The sequence below is a fragment of the Phycisphaerales bacterium genome (assembly GCA_020852515.1).
Lineage (GTDB): Bacteria > Planctomycetota > Phycisphaerae > Phycisphaerales > UBA5793 > UBA5793.
Genome location: JADZAS010000016.1, coordinates 60,913 through 75,761 on the forward strand (window position 1 = coordinate 60,913; position 14,849 = coordinate 75,761).

The window sequence follows — 14,849 nt, forward strand, 5'->3', positions numbered from 1 at the left end:
TGCGCTTCAAACTGAGAGCAGTTGCAGGATGTCCAGATACGCGAGCATCGGCAGGTCGACGAAGATGCGGTCGGGGCCCAGGTTGTAGTTCTGGCTCTCCACGATCATCTTCGCCCGATCGACGTGGGCCGCGGCGAGATGGAACACCTGCTGGTCGGAAATCTCCCTCAGGCACAGGTTGGCGATCGTCGAAGCAGCGATGGTCGCGCCGTCGGTCCCGCCGCGCACCTGAAGTTTGTTGAGCACGGACTGGCGCACAAACTCGCCCATCGAGACGGGCAGCCCGCCGGCCCAATCCGCCGGCAGCCCGACGTAGATCTCCGACGCGTTGAGTTCGCCGAGGATGATGCAGTTCACGTCTCCGACGGCGGCGAAGCGCGCGCCAGTGGCGGCGCCCTTGACGCTGAACTTGCCGACCGTCTGGCCCTCGGCGCCGTTGGCGGTGAAGTCGCCGGTAAAGTCGGCGCAGACGACGATGCAGTCAGCCGAACCCACCGTCATCGAACCGGCCAGCGAGCCGACGATGGTCGCCTTGTGCAGCAGCCCGCCGCTGTCAAACGAGGCTGAGGCGCCCATCGAGCCGCAGACTTTCAGACACCAGAGACCTGCGGCGTCGGTCGTGATCTCGCCGCCGCTGAAATCTCCCTTGATGCTCACGATGCCGGCCGACGAGTCGGTGATGTTCACGCTGCCGCCGGTGACGTTGCCCTTGACGGTGAATCGTGCGAAGTGGTCGAGATTGAACGTGCCGGCCGAACTGCCGCAAACGACGACGCAGCCGCCCGAGGCACTGAACGCGGCGCCGGATTGCACGTTGCCGACGACTTCGAGTTTGGCTCCCAGGCGGCCGACGGCGAGCGAGCCGCTGATCCACGAGCCGCCGATCTTGAGCCGGGTGAGCGTGTCGATCACCTGCGAGCCGCCGGTGAACGTGGAGTTGCCGAGGATGTTGATCATCCCGGCCCGGTTCACGTCGAGGCTGATCGTCGCGTCGCCGCCGATGCGCATGGAGCCCAGGCCGCTTTCACTGTCGGTTGTCAGCGCGAAGTCGGCGTCGGTATCGACGTTGAGGTTTGCCACACTGTGGGCCGTAAATCCGCCGCCGAGCACGAGAGAGCGGGCGCGGAAGCTGTTCACGTCGCACAGCGTGATGCTCCCCGTCGTGTTCACATCGCGCAGCGTCAGATCGGCGCATTGCCCTTCGATCGAAGCGCTGCCGGTGAGGTCGCCGAACGTCGCGCGGTTGACGTTGCACAGCCAGGCCCCATCACCGACGAGATCGACCTGCGCGAAGTTGATCGTGCCGACGCGGACGAACAGATCGCCCAGCGCGATATCGCCCTGGATGCGGCCGATCTGGATGCGCCCGTCTCCGCCGACGGCCTGAACGACCGTCACGTTCAGCGAGCCGACGCTTGCGGCCTGTGCGGCGACGTAAAGCGTGTCAATGCCGCCGCCGTCGCCGAATGACGTGTAAGTGATCGAGCCGCCCACGCCCACGAGGGTGAAGATGGCGACGTCGCCGTCGCCATCGACGATTTCCGACCGCCGACCCCCGCCCTGCGCGGAGGAGGTGGTCGCGCCGGCGACGTTACTCGGATCGGAGTTGCCCGCTGCGTTGTAGGCGCGGACGCGATAGAACCACGTCGAATCCGCCTGCAGATTCATGTTCACGTACTGCGTCTGATTCGGCTGGACCGTATCGATCTGCGTCCACGTGAGGCTGGGGTCGGCGGCGCGCTCGATGATGAAGCCCTGCTCGTTGTCTGAGTTGTCCATCCAGTTCAACCGAATCTCGCTCTGGGAGATCGCCACGGCGACGAGGCCGGTTGGCGCCGCCGGCGTGAGGAGCACGCCGCCCTGCGTGTACGCGAAGGCGACGTTGGAATCGCCGGATTCCCCGGCGTCGTTGTAGGCGCGCACGGTGTAGTAGTACGGCGTATTGGGCATGAGCATCGTGTCGTCGAAGGTGCTCACATTGGCGCCGACGGAACCGACCAGCGTCATGAACTCGCCTTCAAGGCGATAGATGTTGAAGCCGTCTTCGTCCGTTGAGTTGTCGTCCCACGTGAGCCTGATCTCCGATGACGAGAGCGCAACCGCCTGCAGATTGCCCGGATCCAGCGGGGGAACCTGCGTGATGGCGCTGGCCACGTTGGAGTACGCGGAGTTTGTAAGCGAGTTGTAGGCCCGTACACGGTAGTAGTAGCGCGTGTTGGGGTTCAGACTGCCGTCGGGATACGTGACAAAGCCGCCCGTGCCGCTGGAGGGCGGGGTCAGCGTCACCTGCGTCCAGCCAGTCACCCCGTCCAGCGAGCGCTCGAGTTCGAATCCGTCCTCAAAGAGCGTCGTGTCTTCCCACTGCAATTCGATCGACATGCCGTCGAGCGCTGTGGCGGTCAAGTTGACGGGTGCGCTGAGGTTGGTGATGGAAATGCCGAAGAGAACGTACGCCTCGCCGGTGTTCTGATTCGTGGCGGCAGCGCCGATGAGCAGGTCGTCGCGGCCGTCGTTGTTCACATCCTTGCCCAGCGAGATCGGCTCGCCGATGATGCCGCTGATGAGCGACACGCCCTGGATGATGAAGCCGTTCTCGCCATCGACCATGGACACGTCGAACGTGCCGCTCGATCCTACATCGGGCCCGCCGACGAAGACATAGACCTCGTCGAGGGCATAGCCGGCGATGGCGACGTCGTCGACGCCATCGTTGTTGAGATCGCCCGCGTGCGTGGCGAAGGCGCCCGAGCCAAGCGGCACGAGCACGGTATACCCGTTCGAGCCGTTGAGCGTGCTGAGGCTGAAGACTCCGCTGCCGCCGATGCCCGCGGCGCCGAAGATGACGTAGGCGTTCTGGGTGATGCTGCCGACGATCAGATCGTCGATCTCATCGCCGTTCACATCGCCGCCGCCGGACACGCTGAACGAGAACAGGCTGCCGACGCTGGGGCCCTGTACGACGAAACCGCTTGACCCGTCGAGGCCCGCCAGATCGATGAAACCTGAGGTGTTCTGACCGAGTCCGGACTTGCCGAAGATGACGTACGCCGAGCCGGCGCCGTTCGAATCCACCTCGAGAGCGCCGACGACGAGGTCCGCGATGCCGTCGTTATTGAGATCGCCCGCTCCGCCGACGCGCCAGCCGAGGTCGTCATCGACAGCCAGACCGGGAATGAACAGGCCAGTGAACCCATCGAGATCAGTCACGTTTACCGGGCCGTCGGTCCCCAGATTCGGGTCGCCGAAGACGACATACGCAGCGCCCGCGGCGTTGAACGCGGTGATCGATCCCAACGCCACGTCGCCATAGCCGTCGTTGTTGAGATCGCCGATTCCGGCAACAGACAATCCGATGGAGTCGTCGATTCCTCCGAGGATCTCGACGCCGTTGGCCCCGTTGACGATGTCGCCGAGCGAGAATGCGCCGCCGGCGCCGATTCCGCTCCTGCCGTAGAGGATGTAGGCCTTATTGGCGAAAGGCGTGCCGATGATCAGATCGGCGATCATGTCGCCATTGACATCGCCTGCCGATGAGAGGCTCCAGCCGGCGTGCCCGGCGGTCTCGACGCCGTTGATGACAAAGCCATTCGAACCATCGAGCGATGCAAGGTCGATCTGGCCGCTCGCGCCCAGACCCGTGGCTCCGAAAACGATGTAGACGCGACCGTTCTGCAGGAGGTCGCCCGCGGCGGGAGCGCTGACGGCGAGATCGGAAATGCCATCGGCGTTGAGATCGCCGATGGCCGTGATTGAGAAGCCCAGTTCGCCACCGGCTTCGACGCCCGGGATGCGAAAGCCGTTGGATCCATCGAGCGCGCCGACATTGAACACGGGGTCGCCGAAGAGCAGTTTCCGCGGTTCGAGCGGGTGAAAGGCGATGCGGCCGAGCAATCCCGGATGCGCGGGCCGTCGCAGGCAGCGGGCGCCGGTTCGTCTGAACATGAATCGTCTCTCCTCATGACGGGTTGGCACAACTCACTGCCACCCAGACTCTTACTCGCAATCCGACGGCGAACCGGTCAACGCGGCTGCACGACCCAGGGGTTCCATTGCCAGTCGTGGCTCTGCCGCTGCTCGTCGGGGCGGCTCGGGTCGTATTCGTGGTCCACGTAATACAACAGGCCCGCCTGAGCCGGGCCGATGGTCATGGCCCCGTGCCAGAGGCTCGGGGGAATGACCAGCACTCCTGGATTCCGCTCGCCCAGCGCCGCCGTCCATCGCGCCCCGCCATCACGCGTCATGACGGCTGCCTTGATGCAGCCGTGCAGCAGGCACCACACATCCGTCTGGCGCTCGTGCAGATGCCAGGCTTTGATCACGCCGGGCTGCTGGACGGAGTAGTTGATCTGTCCGCCGCTGAGAATGCCGGCCATAAGCCCCATGAACGACCAGCCGCGGTCGTCCACCCACGCGCTGAGCGGAAAGAACCCGGGTGCGGCGGCGGCCTCGCATCTCGACTTGAAATCGGCCAGAGATTCACTCCGCTCGGGTCGCAGCAGTTCGCTCATGGGGACGGGCTCGCACAGTCTGGGGACAGTCTCACGCGATCGACGATGATGCCACGGCTGACTCGACCGCAGCCGGCGGGCATTGTATATCCGGGGGTGAGCAATCGCTCAGGGATACTCGATGCCCGGCGGCGAGGGCGGATCGGTATCGCAGCGGAAGCGGCGCTGAGCGAGGACTTCATCCGTGACGCCAAGTCGTTCAAGGCCCCGCCGGCCGGCGAGCCGCAGAACCATCAACTCGAAATCGAGCCGGATGATGGCGACGTGGTCATTGGCGCGGCGCATCCAGGCGTGGTATTCGACCATCCCTCGCTTGGGGTGACTTGACTCCGACTTGCCCACGACGTGCATTTCGAGATAGAGCCGGTCGCCGACGTAGGACGGCTGGAGGAAGCGCGTGGCGAGCGTCGAGAGCGCGAGAATCGTGCCGTAGGTGTAATCGCAGCGATGGTACTGCCCGATGGCCAGCGAGGTGAGAAATGCCCCGTGCGTGATCGTCCGCCGATAGACACTACGCATGGCAAACTCGTGATCCACGTGCAGCGGATTGAGATCGCCGGTGAGTTCGGCAAAGCGCACGACCATGTCTTCAGTGATCGTGACGACGCAATGGGGGAAGTCCGTGAGGCGGTCGCCGACTTCGATCTCATCCCAGAATTTGCCGACACGGTGGGGTTCAAAGCGCGCAAGGCGGCCGTCCTGCATCGCCTGCCGTGCTGAATTGGTCGCCGAGCGGGTCATGCGCCTCTCCCTGGCCCACCGGCCCCCCACTGCCTGGTCGCCTTCTAGAATCCCACGGTTATAGTCGCGCCACGCCGCCGGCGGCAACTGGCCGCCTTGCTTCTTTACACCGACTCCACCCGCATGGGCAGCGAAATCGAAATCCTCATCGTCGCCAACGGGGCGGCCGCTCCCGACCTGTCGCGCCTGCTTTCCTCGATCGAGCACCAGCGCGATGAGGCTTGGGACGTAGTTGTGCGCGTCGTTACCAACGAATGCACTGACACAACCATCGAGTGCCTCCAGACATTCCCGTGGGCCCGACGCATCGACTTCGGCGCCAACGCCGGCTACGGCGGGGCCGTCAACCGCGCATGTTCCGCGGGAGACGGCAGTTCCGAGTGGATTCTCGCCTGCAATTGCGATCTCGATTTTCCCGCGGGCTCGTTCGAGGCCATGCAGACGGTCATCGGCGCTGTAGCTCGCGACGTCGGGTGCATCGCGCCGATGCTGCTCGATCCGCCCGATCAGGGCGGCGGCATCCAGCCCAGCGTCGGCGACTTTCCGACGCTGCCTGGCCTGCTGCTGGGGCGGCTCAAGCCGCGCCGTACGCGAAAGTACCGGATGACGCCGACAGTCGCATGCAATGTGCCATGGGCGACCGGTGCGTGCCTGGCGCTTCGACGCAGCGCCTTCACAGCCGCGGGAGGATTCGACGAGGGCATGTTCCTCGACTACGAAGACACCGACCTGTGCAAGCGACTGGCTGATCGCGGCTGGCGCACCCGCTTTGAGCCGTCGTGGCGGGTGATGCATCGCTCGCCCAACGCGCAGCGGGCGGCCGACCCCGTGCGGCAGGTGCACACGCGGCGCAGCCTCGTGCGCTACCTCGCCCGGCACCGCCCCGGCTGGGAGGTGGTGGTGTTCGGCCTGCTCCTCCGATCGACGCTGGCGCTGCACCGCTCGAGCCACCCCTTTGCTCCGAGTTGGCGGGCCGCGCTGGACACGCAGCGGCAACTCCGCAGGCGGCCCGCTTCGTGAGCGGTCGAACCATCGTTCTCGGAGCCGGCGGCATGCTCGCTACTTCGCTCGCCGATCTGGTGCAGCGGCGAGGTCTGTCGAACGAATGGACGTTCCTGACCCAGGATGATCTTGACATCACCATCGACTCTCGCGTTGAGGCGGTGGTTCGTGAATCGAAACCCAATTGGGTGATCAACGCGTCGGGGTACACCAACGTGGACGGCGCGGAAAGCGATGCCGCGGCCGCTCACCGGCTCAATGGCGACGCCGTCGGCAGCCTGGCCCGCGCCTGCCGACAGCACGGCTCGCTACTCGTCCACTACTCCACCGACTACGTCTTCGACGGATCCGCCCATCGACCTTGGCGCGAGGACGATCCAACCGGCCCGATCAATGAGTACGGCCGATCTAAATTCGCGGGCGAGCGGGCGGTCGTCGAGAGCGGCTGCGAGCACCTGCTGATTCGCAGCTCGTGGCTGTACGCCGCGCACGGCCGCAACTTTGTCCGCACGATCCTTGGCCGGCTTCGCAGCGCTGGAAAGGTGCGCGTCATCGACGATCAGCGCGGCCGGCCGACGTGCTGCGATGATCTGGCGGAATTCACCCTCGCGCTCATCGATTCGCCTCTGCGCGGCACCATCCACGCGGCCAATGATGGCGAGGCGAGCTGGTGCGAATTCGCATGCGCGATTCGCGACTTCGGCGCGCCGGAGGCGACCGTTGAACCATGCCGAACGGAGGATTACCCCACGCCCGCCCGGCGACCCCGGTATTCGACGCTCGATCTCACCCGGCTCCAACACGCGCTGGGACGTCCGCCGCGCCACTGGCGCGAGGCGCTGCGCGAGGTCATCGGGCAACTGAACGCGCGCGGCGGCTGAGCCGCCGTCAGTCCTTTCCGAAACTGATCGTCTCGCCTTCGCGAGGCATGGCGGGCCTGACGTGGCGGCGCTTTTCGAGCGCGTCAGCCAACGCTTCCATCGACTCCTCTTCGCCGTGCACGAGCAGCGTCTGCGGGTTGCCCTTGGTGAATGCATCGTGCCAGCGGATGAGATCGGTGCGTCCTGCATGGGCCGAGAAGCCGTTGATGGTGTGAATCGCGGCCTTGACGCTGACCTCCTTGCCGTAGATGCGAACCGTCTTCGCCCCATCAACGAGTTGGCGTCCCAGCGTGCCGCGCCCCTGGAAGCCCACGAAGACGACGTGCGCCTCGGGCCGCCAGAGGTTGTGCCGGAGATGGTGCAGCACGCGCCCACCGGTGCACATGCCGCTGGCGCTGATGATGATGGCCGGCCGCTTCAGTTCGTTGAGCGCTTTCGAATCATCCACGCTGTGGGTGAAGTGCACGAAATCGAGATCGCACAATTCGAATCCCTGCTCGATGAGTTCGAGCGTCTCTTCATCAAAGAGCCCGGCGTTGCGGCAGTACAGTCCCGTCGTGGTCAGAGCCATGGGGCTGTCCACGTACACCTCGCGGAACGGCAGTCGCTTCTCCCGATCGAGTTCGGCCAGTCGGTAGATCAGCGATTGAATGCGGCCGACGGCGAAGGCAGGGATGACGACATGCCCGCCCGTCTGGGCTGCTTCGTTCAGCACCTGCTCGAACTCCGCCAGTGTCTGCGCCTTGGTGCGATGATCCCGATCGCCGTAGGTCGATTCCATGACGACGGCGTGGGCGTGCTCGAGTGTTTCCGGATCGCGAATGAGCGCCTGGCCGTCGGGTCCGATGTCGCCGGACATGACCAGCCGGCGCATGTTGCCGCCGCTCCCGATTTCGAATTCGGTGATGGCCGAGCCGAGGATGTGCCCTGCGTCGTGGAAGCGAAACCTGACTTCATCCAGAACCTGGCAGTCCTTCCAGTACGGGACCGGCTTGAAGAGGGGGAACACTTTCTCTGCGTCCTGCGTCGTGTACAGCGGCTCGACGGCGCTCTTGCCCTCGCTCGCCCGCCAGCGCGTTTCACGCTCGGCGTCGGACTCCTGTATGTGGGCCGCGTCGCGCAGGAGGATCTCGGTGAGCGCGATGGTGGCGGGTGTCGCGTAGATCGGCCCGGCATAGCCGGCCGCGGCGAGCTTGGGCAGCAGGCCGCAATGATCGATGTGCGCGTGCGAGAGGACGACGGCGTCGAGTTCGCCGATGTCAAACTGGAAGCGGCGCCGGTTTTTCTTGTCGGCTTCGAACGTCCCCTGCCGCATGCCGCAGTCGAAGAGCACCCGGCGATCCCGATAGCGGATCAGAAAGCACGAACCCGTAACCTCGCGCGCCGCGCCGTAGAAGGTGATGTCCATGACAGTAGACGTAGCAACGGCACGCGCCTCGGGCAAGTGCGGCAGCGCGGAAGTCTGCGACAGATTGACCGCCGCCGGGTTAGAATGAGCGCGAGCCTGGACGAGCGGAGTCGCGATGATTCACGTCGCCATCCTCTACGAAACGTACCTTCGCGCGATCCTCGACGGCCGCAAGACCGTCGAGATCCGCCTGACGATGACCAACCGGGCGCCCTTCGAGGCGATCGAAGCCGGCGAGCGGCTGTATCTGAAACGATCCGGCGGCCCATTCCGCGCCACGGCCATTGCGGAGCACGTCATGTTCATGCGTGACCTGAGCCCCGGCGACATCGACCGCATCCGGCGCGACTACAACGAGTGGATCGGCGCCGACGGCGCTGCCTGGAGCGCCCGCAAGCAGGCTCGCTACGGCACGCTGATCTGGCTGCGCGACGTCGAGGCGATCCGCTTCGGCCCGAGGATGAAGCCGCACCACGGCGTGGCGTGGCAATGCCTGCCCGAGCGCGAGGATGTCTATCCCGCCTGTCTCGAGGAGCTTCTGCACGCGCCGGCGGAGTCAACCGGCGCCAGCAGCGCGGCCCATGAAATGGTCATCCCCCTCACCGCCGCCAACATCCGCCATGGTCACGTCTACCTCACCGGCCTGACCGATCGATTTCCCGCCGCGTCGCTGGGCGGCCGGACGCGCGCCGAGGCCGGCATGCCGCTCACGCTTCGCTTCGCCCGCGGCGCCACGGTGCACACCGACATCGTGCGGCACCGCAATATCTTCCGCAGCCGGGCATGGCGCGCCTGGTTCGCCCAGCACGGCGCGCGGGAGGGCGACCGGGTATGCCTGCGGCCGCGCGGGGCCGGTGAGTTCGACGTGACGCTGCTGCGCCGCGCCGGCGGGCGCGACTGACGAACCGCGGACACTACACTTGGGCGATGGGTGAGACGCTGCCGGACATCAATGCCATGCCCCTGGAGCCGGCGTTCCACGCGCTGAATCCCACTGAGTCGCTGCGCACGCTCTTTCGCTTGGCGCGCGAGGAGGATCTTGGCGCAGTGGGCGACGTGACGACGCAAGCGCTGCTGCTTGGCGGCGAGCGCGTGCAGGCGCAAGTCGTCGCGCGCGGCGCCGGCGTCATCTGCGGCTGGCGCGCGATGCCGGCGCTGATCGAAGCCTACTCGAGCGCCTGCTCGGTCGACGCCCTGACGCCCGACGGCGGGGAGATCGATCCGGCCATTGCAGCGGGAATCGTCCGCGGCCCGCAGAACGATCTGCTGGCGCTCGAACGGCCGATGCTCAATCTGCTCTGCCATCTCAGCGGCATCGCCACGCTCACGCAGCGCTTCGTCCGTGCCGTCAGCGCCACCGACGCGCGCATTTTCGACACGCGCAAGACGACGCCCGGTTGGCGCGGGCTTGAGAAATACGCCGTGCGCTGCGGCGGCGGATTCTGCCATCGCCTTGGCTTGTATGACGCCGTGCTCGTAAAAGACAATCATCTCGCGGCCGTGAATCCTTCGGAACTCACTCTCTGGCTCAGCGAGCGGCTCAGCCAGGCCCGCGGGCAGTTCGCGCTTCGATTCGTCGAGGTTGAGGTGGACTCGCTCGACCAGTTGCGCGCGGTTCTGGCCTGCTCGCCGGGCATCGTTGACGTCATTCTGCTCGACAACATGGCGCCGGCTGACATGCTCCGGGCGGCGGCGCTGCGCGATGATCTCAATAGGAGCGTCGAACTCGAAGCATCGGGCGGAGTAACACTCGACACCATCGGCGCGATCGCCGCCAGCGGAGTCGATCGCATCGCCATCGGCGCCTTGACGCACTCGGCTGCGCATCTCGATCTGGGCCTGGACTTTCTACCGTGAGCGAGCCTGCGCATCAGATTGAGGTCGCTCGCTGGCGCCGAGCGCTGGCGCCGCTCGTGCAGCAACCCGACTCCATCGTTGATCGGATCGTCGTGCTGGACGAAACGCCCTCGACGCAGGATGAATGCCGCCGCCTCACCGATCGACCGGGACTGCTGGTGACGGCGCTGAGGCAGACCGCCGGCCGCGGCCGGCTCGGCCGGCAATGGGCGGACGATCGCGGCGAAGGTGTGGCGCTGACCATCGCCGTCGCCCCGCAACCTCCCGAGCGCCTCTCGGTCGCATCGGCCATCGCCGCGTGCGAGGCGGCCGAGCGCTTCGTGGGCAGACGCCTGAGTATCCGCTGGCCCAATGACATCATGGCCAGCGGTCGCAAACTCGCCGGCATTCTCATCGAGCAGCACGGGCCGCTCGCACTCATCGGCATCGGCGTCAATGTGAACCAGCCCGCCTGGCCCGAGAGCCTTGAAGAGATCGCCATCAGTCTGAGGGAGTTGCTGGATTCTCCACAGGACCGAATCACGGTAATACACCGCATCGTGAGTCAACTCGGCGACGCACTCGGACGCGATGACGATCGACTGACCGCCGCGTTTCAGGATCGCGATCTGCTCGCCGGCACCACGCAGCACTTCACGATCGGTCGCGAGCGCATTACAGGCACAGTGGAGCGGATTGATCCGCTTCGGGGCCTGCTCGTGCGGACAGTACACGGCCAGCGCTTTCTACCGGCGGCGACGACTTCCCTGGCGCGCTGAACGTCACGGAAACATGTGCATCACCAGATTCGACACGTTGCAGTCGGTCCGCTCCAGCGCCTGCAGCAGCACGGTGCGGCCGGCGAGCCCGCCCGGCACATTCGCGCTCAGTCGGGCGTTGCCCAAACCGTCGGCGATAGCCGTCCCCGCGATCTGCACATTGCGGATGCTGATCACCACGCCGGGACAGCCGGGCACGGACATCGAGCCGCCGCTGAATCCATAGCCGAACTGAATGCGGTTACCCGGCGCTGCGCCGTTTGCGACAAGCCTGTTTCGCGCACCGGCGCTGCCGGGATCGGGCGTCTGGAGCGTCAGTCCGCCGGAGATGAGGTAGCACTTGCCCGCGCGGAATCCGTTGCTCGGGTTGTACGCGGCGGTCACGAAAAAGTCGAGACGACCGTCGCCATCCACGTCACCGATTCCATGGGCGTCAAAGCCGAAGCCCTCGCCCGCCGTCGTACTGGTGAAGGATCGGATGACGGTGCCATCGGCGCCGGAGATGATGTCCGCCTTGCCGGCGTTGATGGCGCCTTCGTCGTTGACCCAGCCGCAGATGATCAGATCACCCCGGCCGTCGAAATTGACGTCGCTGCACCCGCGCCCGATGCCATACCCTTCGCCCGCGGCGGCGCCGGTGAGCGTGAGCAGGCGCGAGCCATCGACCCCGCTGAAAACGTACGCCTTACCCGTTCCGGTTCCATGCGTGTTGTCGCTGAAGTCGGCGACGTAGAGATCGCCGACGAGATCGCCATTCGTGTCGCCGACTCCCGCCACAAAGAACTGGCCGAATCCGACCGCCGTCGAATCCGGAATCATCTCGAAGCGCCGCGCCTGCTCCTTCACGGAGAACAGATACGCCCGGCCGCGATTGCTCGGCCCCGCCGCCGGCGCCCCGACGATCAGATCATCAAACCCGTCACCGGTGACATCGCCGGCGTCGGCCGCGGAGTTGCCGAAGCGATCGCCGGCATCCACGCCGTCGATCGTCCAGAACACCGTCGCGCCGTCGATCCCGGAGATGATGTACACGCAACCGGCGTCAGCGCCGCCTGCGTCATGCCCATCAGCACCGACGGCAAGGTCATCGTGTCCGTCGCCGTTGAGGTCGCCGACGCCGCAGACCGCCGATCCGAACCGATCTCCCGCCGAACCGATCCGGATGGAGTGAATGAGACGCCCGTCGGCGCCGGAGTAAACGTAAGCGCGCCCGATGCCGCCGGCGGCGGGCGCCCCCGAAATCACGTCGTTCTTTCCGTCGTTGTCCACGTCGCCGGCATCGCGCGCGGCGATTCCGTTCTGATCGCCGGCGACGCCATCCCAGCGGAGCATCTCTGCTCCGGTCCGACCGGAATAGACGTAGACGCGTCCCGCGCCGGCCCCGCCTGCGGAATTGAACGGTGCCGTGACAATCACTTCGTCAGCGCCGTCGCCGTCGACGTCGAGCAGCGGCGCCGACACCCAGCCAAACTGGTCATTGGCTGCTTCACCAACGAACTGGTGGATCACGCGCGTCGACTCGACGAACTGAGCCAAAGTGGACCGGCACGGAATCGCCGCCACTATCAGCCCGAACACGGGAACCAGAAAAACTCGCATGAAGTCTCCTCTCCTCTCATAAAGGGCCTGCAGAGCCGCCGCACGGCGGCTCTGTCCTACATGATGTAGTTGATGCCGCCGCCTGTCCTGAAAGCTCTGATTTCCGCAAAAAACGATGCGCCGCCAACCGCCTCCCTCCGGGGCACTCCGCGGGGCGACGCTCCTCAGGCCCCCGCTATCCTTTGCCCTTGCTCCGATACCGAATCATCTTCGGGTCGCTGTTCATCGTGCTGGTCGGGTTCGTTTTCTGGGCCGACGACCGGCTCGATCGCATCGCGCTGAGCGGATTCTGGAGCGAACTGTTCAATGACCGCCAGTACCTGCCCTCTGGCCTGGCGCTGTTCGCGCTGTGCCTGGCGATCGTGCCGATCGCGGCGTGGGAACTGACGCAGATTCTGCGGGCCAACGACATCCGGTCCCGGACCTGGCTCAACTGCGCCGCCGCCGAACTCGGCCTGATCATCCACTTCGCCATGCCCTACACCGCGAACGCCGCGCAAGCGGTCGCCATCGTGGGCACGATCATGGTCGCCATGTTCATCGGCTCGCTCGTGTACCACAGCCGCGAACGCCGCGTCGAGGGCGTGGTGGCGGCGGCAGGCGGCACGATGTTCGCCATGATCTACCTCGGGTTCATGTTCGGCTTCCTCATCGCGATCCGCCGGTGGGAGTCGGCCTGGGTCGTCGCCGCCATTATCGTGATCACCAAGTGCTGCGATATCGGCGCCTATTTCACGGGCCGGACCATCGGCCGCCACAAACTCATCGTCTGGCTCAGCCCCGGCAAGACGTGGGAAGGACTTGCCGGCGGAGTGGCGCTTTCGGTGATCGCCGCCTCGCTGCTCGCGTGGTGGGGCCGTTCGATCGAACCCGCGATCGTCGGCAACGGCCCGGCGTACGACTTTGCCTTCGGCCCCGTCGAGGCGGCCCTGGGCGGGGCGGCGCTGGCGCTGGTGGGACAGGCGGGCGATCTCATCGCCAGCCTGCTCAAACGCGACGCGGGGATCAAAGACTCATCGAGCCTGCTGCCGGGCTTCGGAGGGGTGCTCGATGTCATCGACTCGCCGCTGCTTGCCGGGCCGGTGGCCTATTGGCTGCTGACTCTGGCCAACCGCTGAAATCCGGGCTCGGCGGAACATGTTTCCGATGCCCAGCGGGCGGGGCGGCTATTATCCCCATATGGAAGTCGCGGAGCCGCAAACGATGTCGATCACGGACAAACTCCTGAGCCTCTATCGGATTGATCAGCAGATTCAGGGTTTGACCACACGCGTAAACGCCGCCCGCCGCTACTACGAAGCGCAGCAGCGGCAACTGACCGAACTCGAATCCCGCCGCAGCGCCGCCCAGACGCAGGCGAGGCAGCTCTCCGCCACCGCCGCCAACCTCGAAACCGACGTCAAGGGCCTCGACCAGCGCATCGAAGAACTTCGCAAGCGCATGAACGAAGCCCAGTCGGCCAAGGAATACAAAGCCGTCCTCACCGAACTCAACACCGTCAAGGCCGACCGCGAGCGCATCGAAACCGAGGCGATCGAATCGCTGAGCAAGGTGGACGCGATGAACGCGCAGATCGCGGAAATCGAAGCCGAGATCGAGCAGCGGCGCAAGGTTCACGACGTGGCTGCCCAGCAACTCGACTCGGAAAAGGGCGAGATCGCCAGTCGGCTCGAAGAACTGAAGTCGAGGCGTACTCAGGCCGCCGCCGCCGTGCCCGCCGAAGCCATGGCCGAGTTCGAGCAGTTGGCGCGGCGTAACGAAGGCGAAGCGATGGCGGAGATCATCGAAGAGGATCGCCGGCGTCAGGAGTACTGCTGCGGCGCGTGCAACATGACGGTCCCGGTGGAAGTGGTCAGCGTGCTGCTCAGCCGCGCCACCACGGCGAACTGCCCTTCCTGCCGCCGCATTCTGTACTTGTCCGAGGAACTGCGGGGCGAATTCGACCGGCGCTTCGCGGGTCGATCCTGAAGCCGCGCGACCGAATCGGCCTGCGGCCCGACTCACCAGGCGGCGCCTTTGACGCTATCATGGGCTGCATTTGAACTGACCCGGCGCTGACACCGGCGCCGACTTTGAGCACCGCGGAGACGCACGA

The 14,849-nt window shown here is 65.7% G+C and carries 12 protein-coding genes; 7 read left to right on the forward strand and 5 right to left on the reverse strand.

Annotated features, from left to right (window positions below; all coding sequences use genetic code 11):
- Window positions 1-6: 6 nt before the first annotated feature.
- The 3 genes from IT430_12075 to IT430_12085 form a co-directional block, all read right to left on the reverse strand.
- The gene (locus IT430_12075) at window positions 7-3,942 is read right to left on the reverse strand and encodes an FG-GAP repeat protein (protein MCC6908673.1); all 3,936 of its coding nucleotides are present in this window, start codon (window positions 3,940-3,942) and stop codon (window positions 7-9) included.
- Between the two features lie 77 nt (window positions 3,943-4,019).
- Window positions 4,020-4,508: a dTDP-4-dehydrorhamnose 3,5-epimerase family protein gene (locus IT430_12080; GenBank protein MCC6908674.1), complete on the reverse strand. Its 489-nt coding sequence runs from the start codon at window positions 4,506-4,508 to the stop codon at window positions 4,020-4,022.
- Window positions 4,509-4,616: 108 nt separating this feature from the next.
- Window positions 4,617-5,249, reverse strand: coding sequence for a MaoC family dehydratase (locus tag IT430_12085; protein MCC6908675.1), 633 nt, complete (start codon window positions 5,247-5,249; stop codon window positions 4,617-4,619).
- Window positions 5,250-5,372: 123 nt separating this feature from the next.
- Here IT430_12085 and IT430_12090 point away from each other — a divergent pair, with 123 nt between their 5' ends.
- The gene (locus tag IT430_12090) at window positions 5,373-6,269 is read left to right on the forward strand and encodes a glycosyltransferase family 2 protein (protein MCC6908676.1); all 897 of its coding nucleotides are present in this window, start codon (window positions 5,373-5,375) and stop codon (window positions 6,267-6,269) included.
- On the forward strand, window positions 6,266-7,132 hold the full coding sequence (rfbD, locus tag IT430_12095) for a dTDP-4-dehydrorhamnose reductase (GenBank protein MCC6908677.1): 867 nt from the start codon (window positions 6,266-6,268) through the stop codon (window positions 7,130-7,132). The genes IT430_12090 and rfbD overlap by 4 nt, the downstream gene beginning before the upstream one ends.
- Before the next feature lie 7 nt (window positions 7,133-7,139).
- Here rfbD and IT430_12100 read toward each other — a convergent pair whose 3' ends face one another.
- Window positions 7,140-8,540: an MBL fold metallo-hydrolase gene (locus IT430_12100; GenBank protein MCC6908678.1), complete on the reverse strand. Its 1,401-nt coding sequence runs from the start codon at window positions 8,538-8,540 to the stop codon at window positions 7,140-7,142.
- 115 nt (window positions 8,541-8,655) lie between these two features.
- On the opposite strand from IT430_12100, the gene IT430_12105 reads away from it, so the two are divergent.
- Genes IT430_12105 through IT430_12115 form a run of 3 tightly spaced genes read left to right on the forward strand, consistent with a single transcriptional unit; the run spans window position 8,656 to window position 11,155 of the window.
- The gene (locus IT430_12105) at window positions 8,656-9,441 is read left to right on the forward strand and encodes a hypothetical protein (GenBank protein MCC6908679.1); all 786 of its coding nucleotides are present in this window, start codon (window positions 8,656-8,658) and stop codon (window positions 9,439-9,441) included.
- 26 nt (window positions 9,442-9,467) lie between these two features.
- Complete coding sequence (gene nadC / locus IT430_12110; protein ID MCC6908680.1) at window positions 9,468-10,397, forward strand: carboxylating nicotinate-nucleotide diphosphorylase; 930 nt, start codon at window positions 9,468-9,470, stop codon at window positions 10,395-10,397.
- Window positions 10,394-11,155 carry a biotin--[acetyl-CoA-carboxylase] ligase gene (locus IT430_12115; GenBank protein ID MCC6908681.1) on the forward strand — a complete coding sequence of 254 codons (762 nt, stop codon included), beginning with the start codon at window positions 10,394-10,396 and terminating at the stop codon, window positions 11,153-11,155. Before nadC ends, IT430_12115 begins: the two co-directional genes overlap by 4 nt.
- Window positions 11,156-11,158: 3 nt before the next feature.
- On the opposite strand, the gene IT430_12120 is transcribed toward IT430_12115, so the two are convergent.
- Entirely contained in the window at window positions 11,159-12,754 is a 1,596-nt protein-coding gene (locus tag IT430_12120; GenBank protein ID MCC6908682.1) for a VCBS repeat-containing protein, read from the reverse strand.
- 188 nt (window positions 12,755-12,942) lie between these two features.
- Here IT430_12120 and IT430_12125 point away from each other — a divergent pair, with 188 nt between their 5' ends.
- Window positions 12,943-13,872, forward strand: coding sequence for a phosphatidate cytidylyltransferase (locus IT430_12125; protein ID MCC6908683.1), 930 nt, complete (start codon window positions 12,943-12,945; stop codon window positions 13,870-13,872).
- 85 nt (window positions 13,873-13,957) lie between these two features.
- Entirely contained in the window at window positions 13,958-14,722 is a 765-nt protein-coding gene (locus IT430_12130) for a hypothetical protein (protein ID MCC6908684.1), read from the forward strand.
- The last annotated feature ends 127 nt before the right edge of the window (window positions 14,723-14,849 follow it).

Excerpts from the sequence above, each read along its gene's own strand:
- IT430_12075 (MCC6908673.1), bottom strand. The coding sequence starts at position 3,942 with ATGTTCAGACGAACCGGCGCCCGCTGCCTGCGACGGCCCGCGCATCCG.
- IT430_12080 (MCC6908674.1), bottom strand. The coding sequence starts at position 4,508 with ATGAGCGAACTGCTGCGACCCGAGCGGAGTGAATCTCTGGCCGATTTC.
- IT430_12085 (MCC6908675.1), bottom strand. The coding sequence starts at position 5,249 with ATGACCCGCTCGGCGACCAATTCAGCACGGCAGGCGATGCAGGACGGC.
- IT430_12090 (MCC6908676.1), top strand. The coding sequence starts at position 5,373 with ATGGGCAGCGAAATCGAAATCCTCATCGTCGCCAACGGGGCGGCCGCT.
- IT430_12100 (MCC6908678.1), bottom strand. The coding sequence starts at position 8,540 with ATGGACATCACCTTCTACGGCGCGGCGCGCGAGGTTACGGGTTCGTGC.
- IT430_12105 (MCC6908679.1), top strand. The coding sequence starts at position 8,656 with ATGATTCACGTCGCCATCCTCTACGAAACGTACCTTCGCGCGATCCTC.
- nadC (MCC6908680.1), top strand. The coding sequence starts at position 9,468 with ATGGGTGAGACGCTGCCGGACATCAATGCCATGCCCCTGGAGCCGGCG.
- IT430_12120 (MCC6908682.1), bottom strand. The coding sequence starts at position 12,754 with ATGCGAGTTTTTCTGGTTCCCGTGTTCGGGCTGATAGTGGCGGCGATT.
- IT430_12130 (MCC6908684.1), top strand. The coding sequence starts at position 13,958 with ATGTCGATCACGGACAAACTCCTGAGCCTCTATCGGATTGATCAGCAG.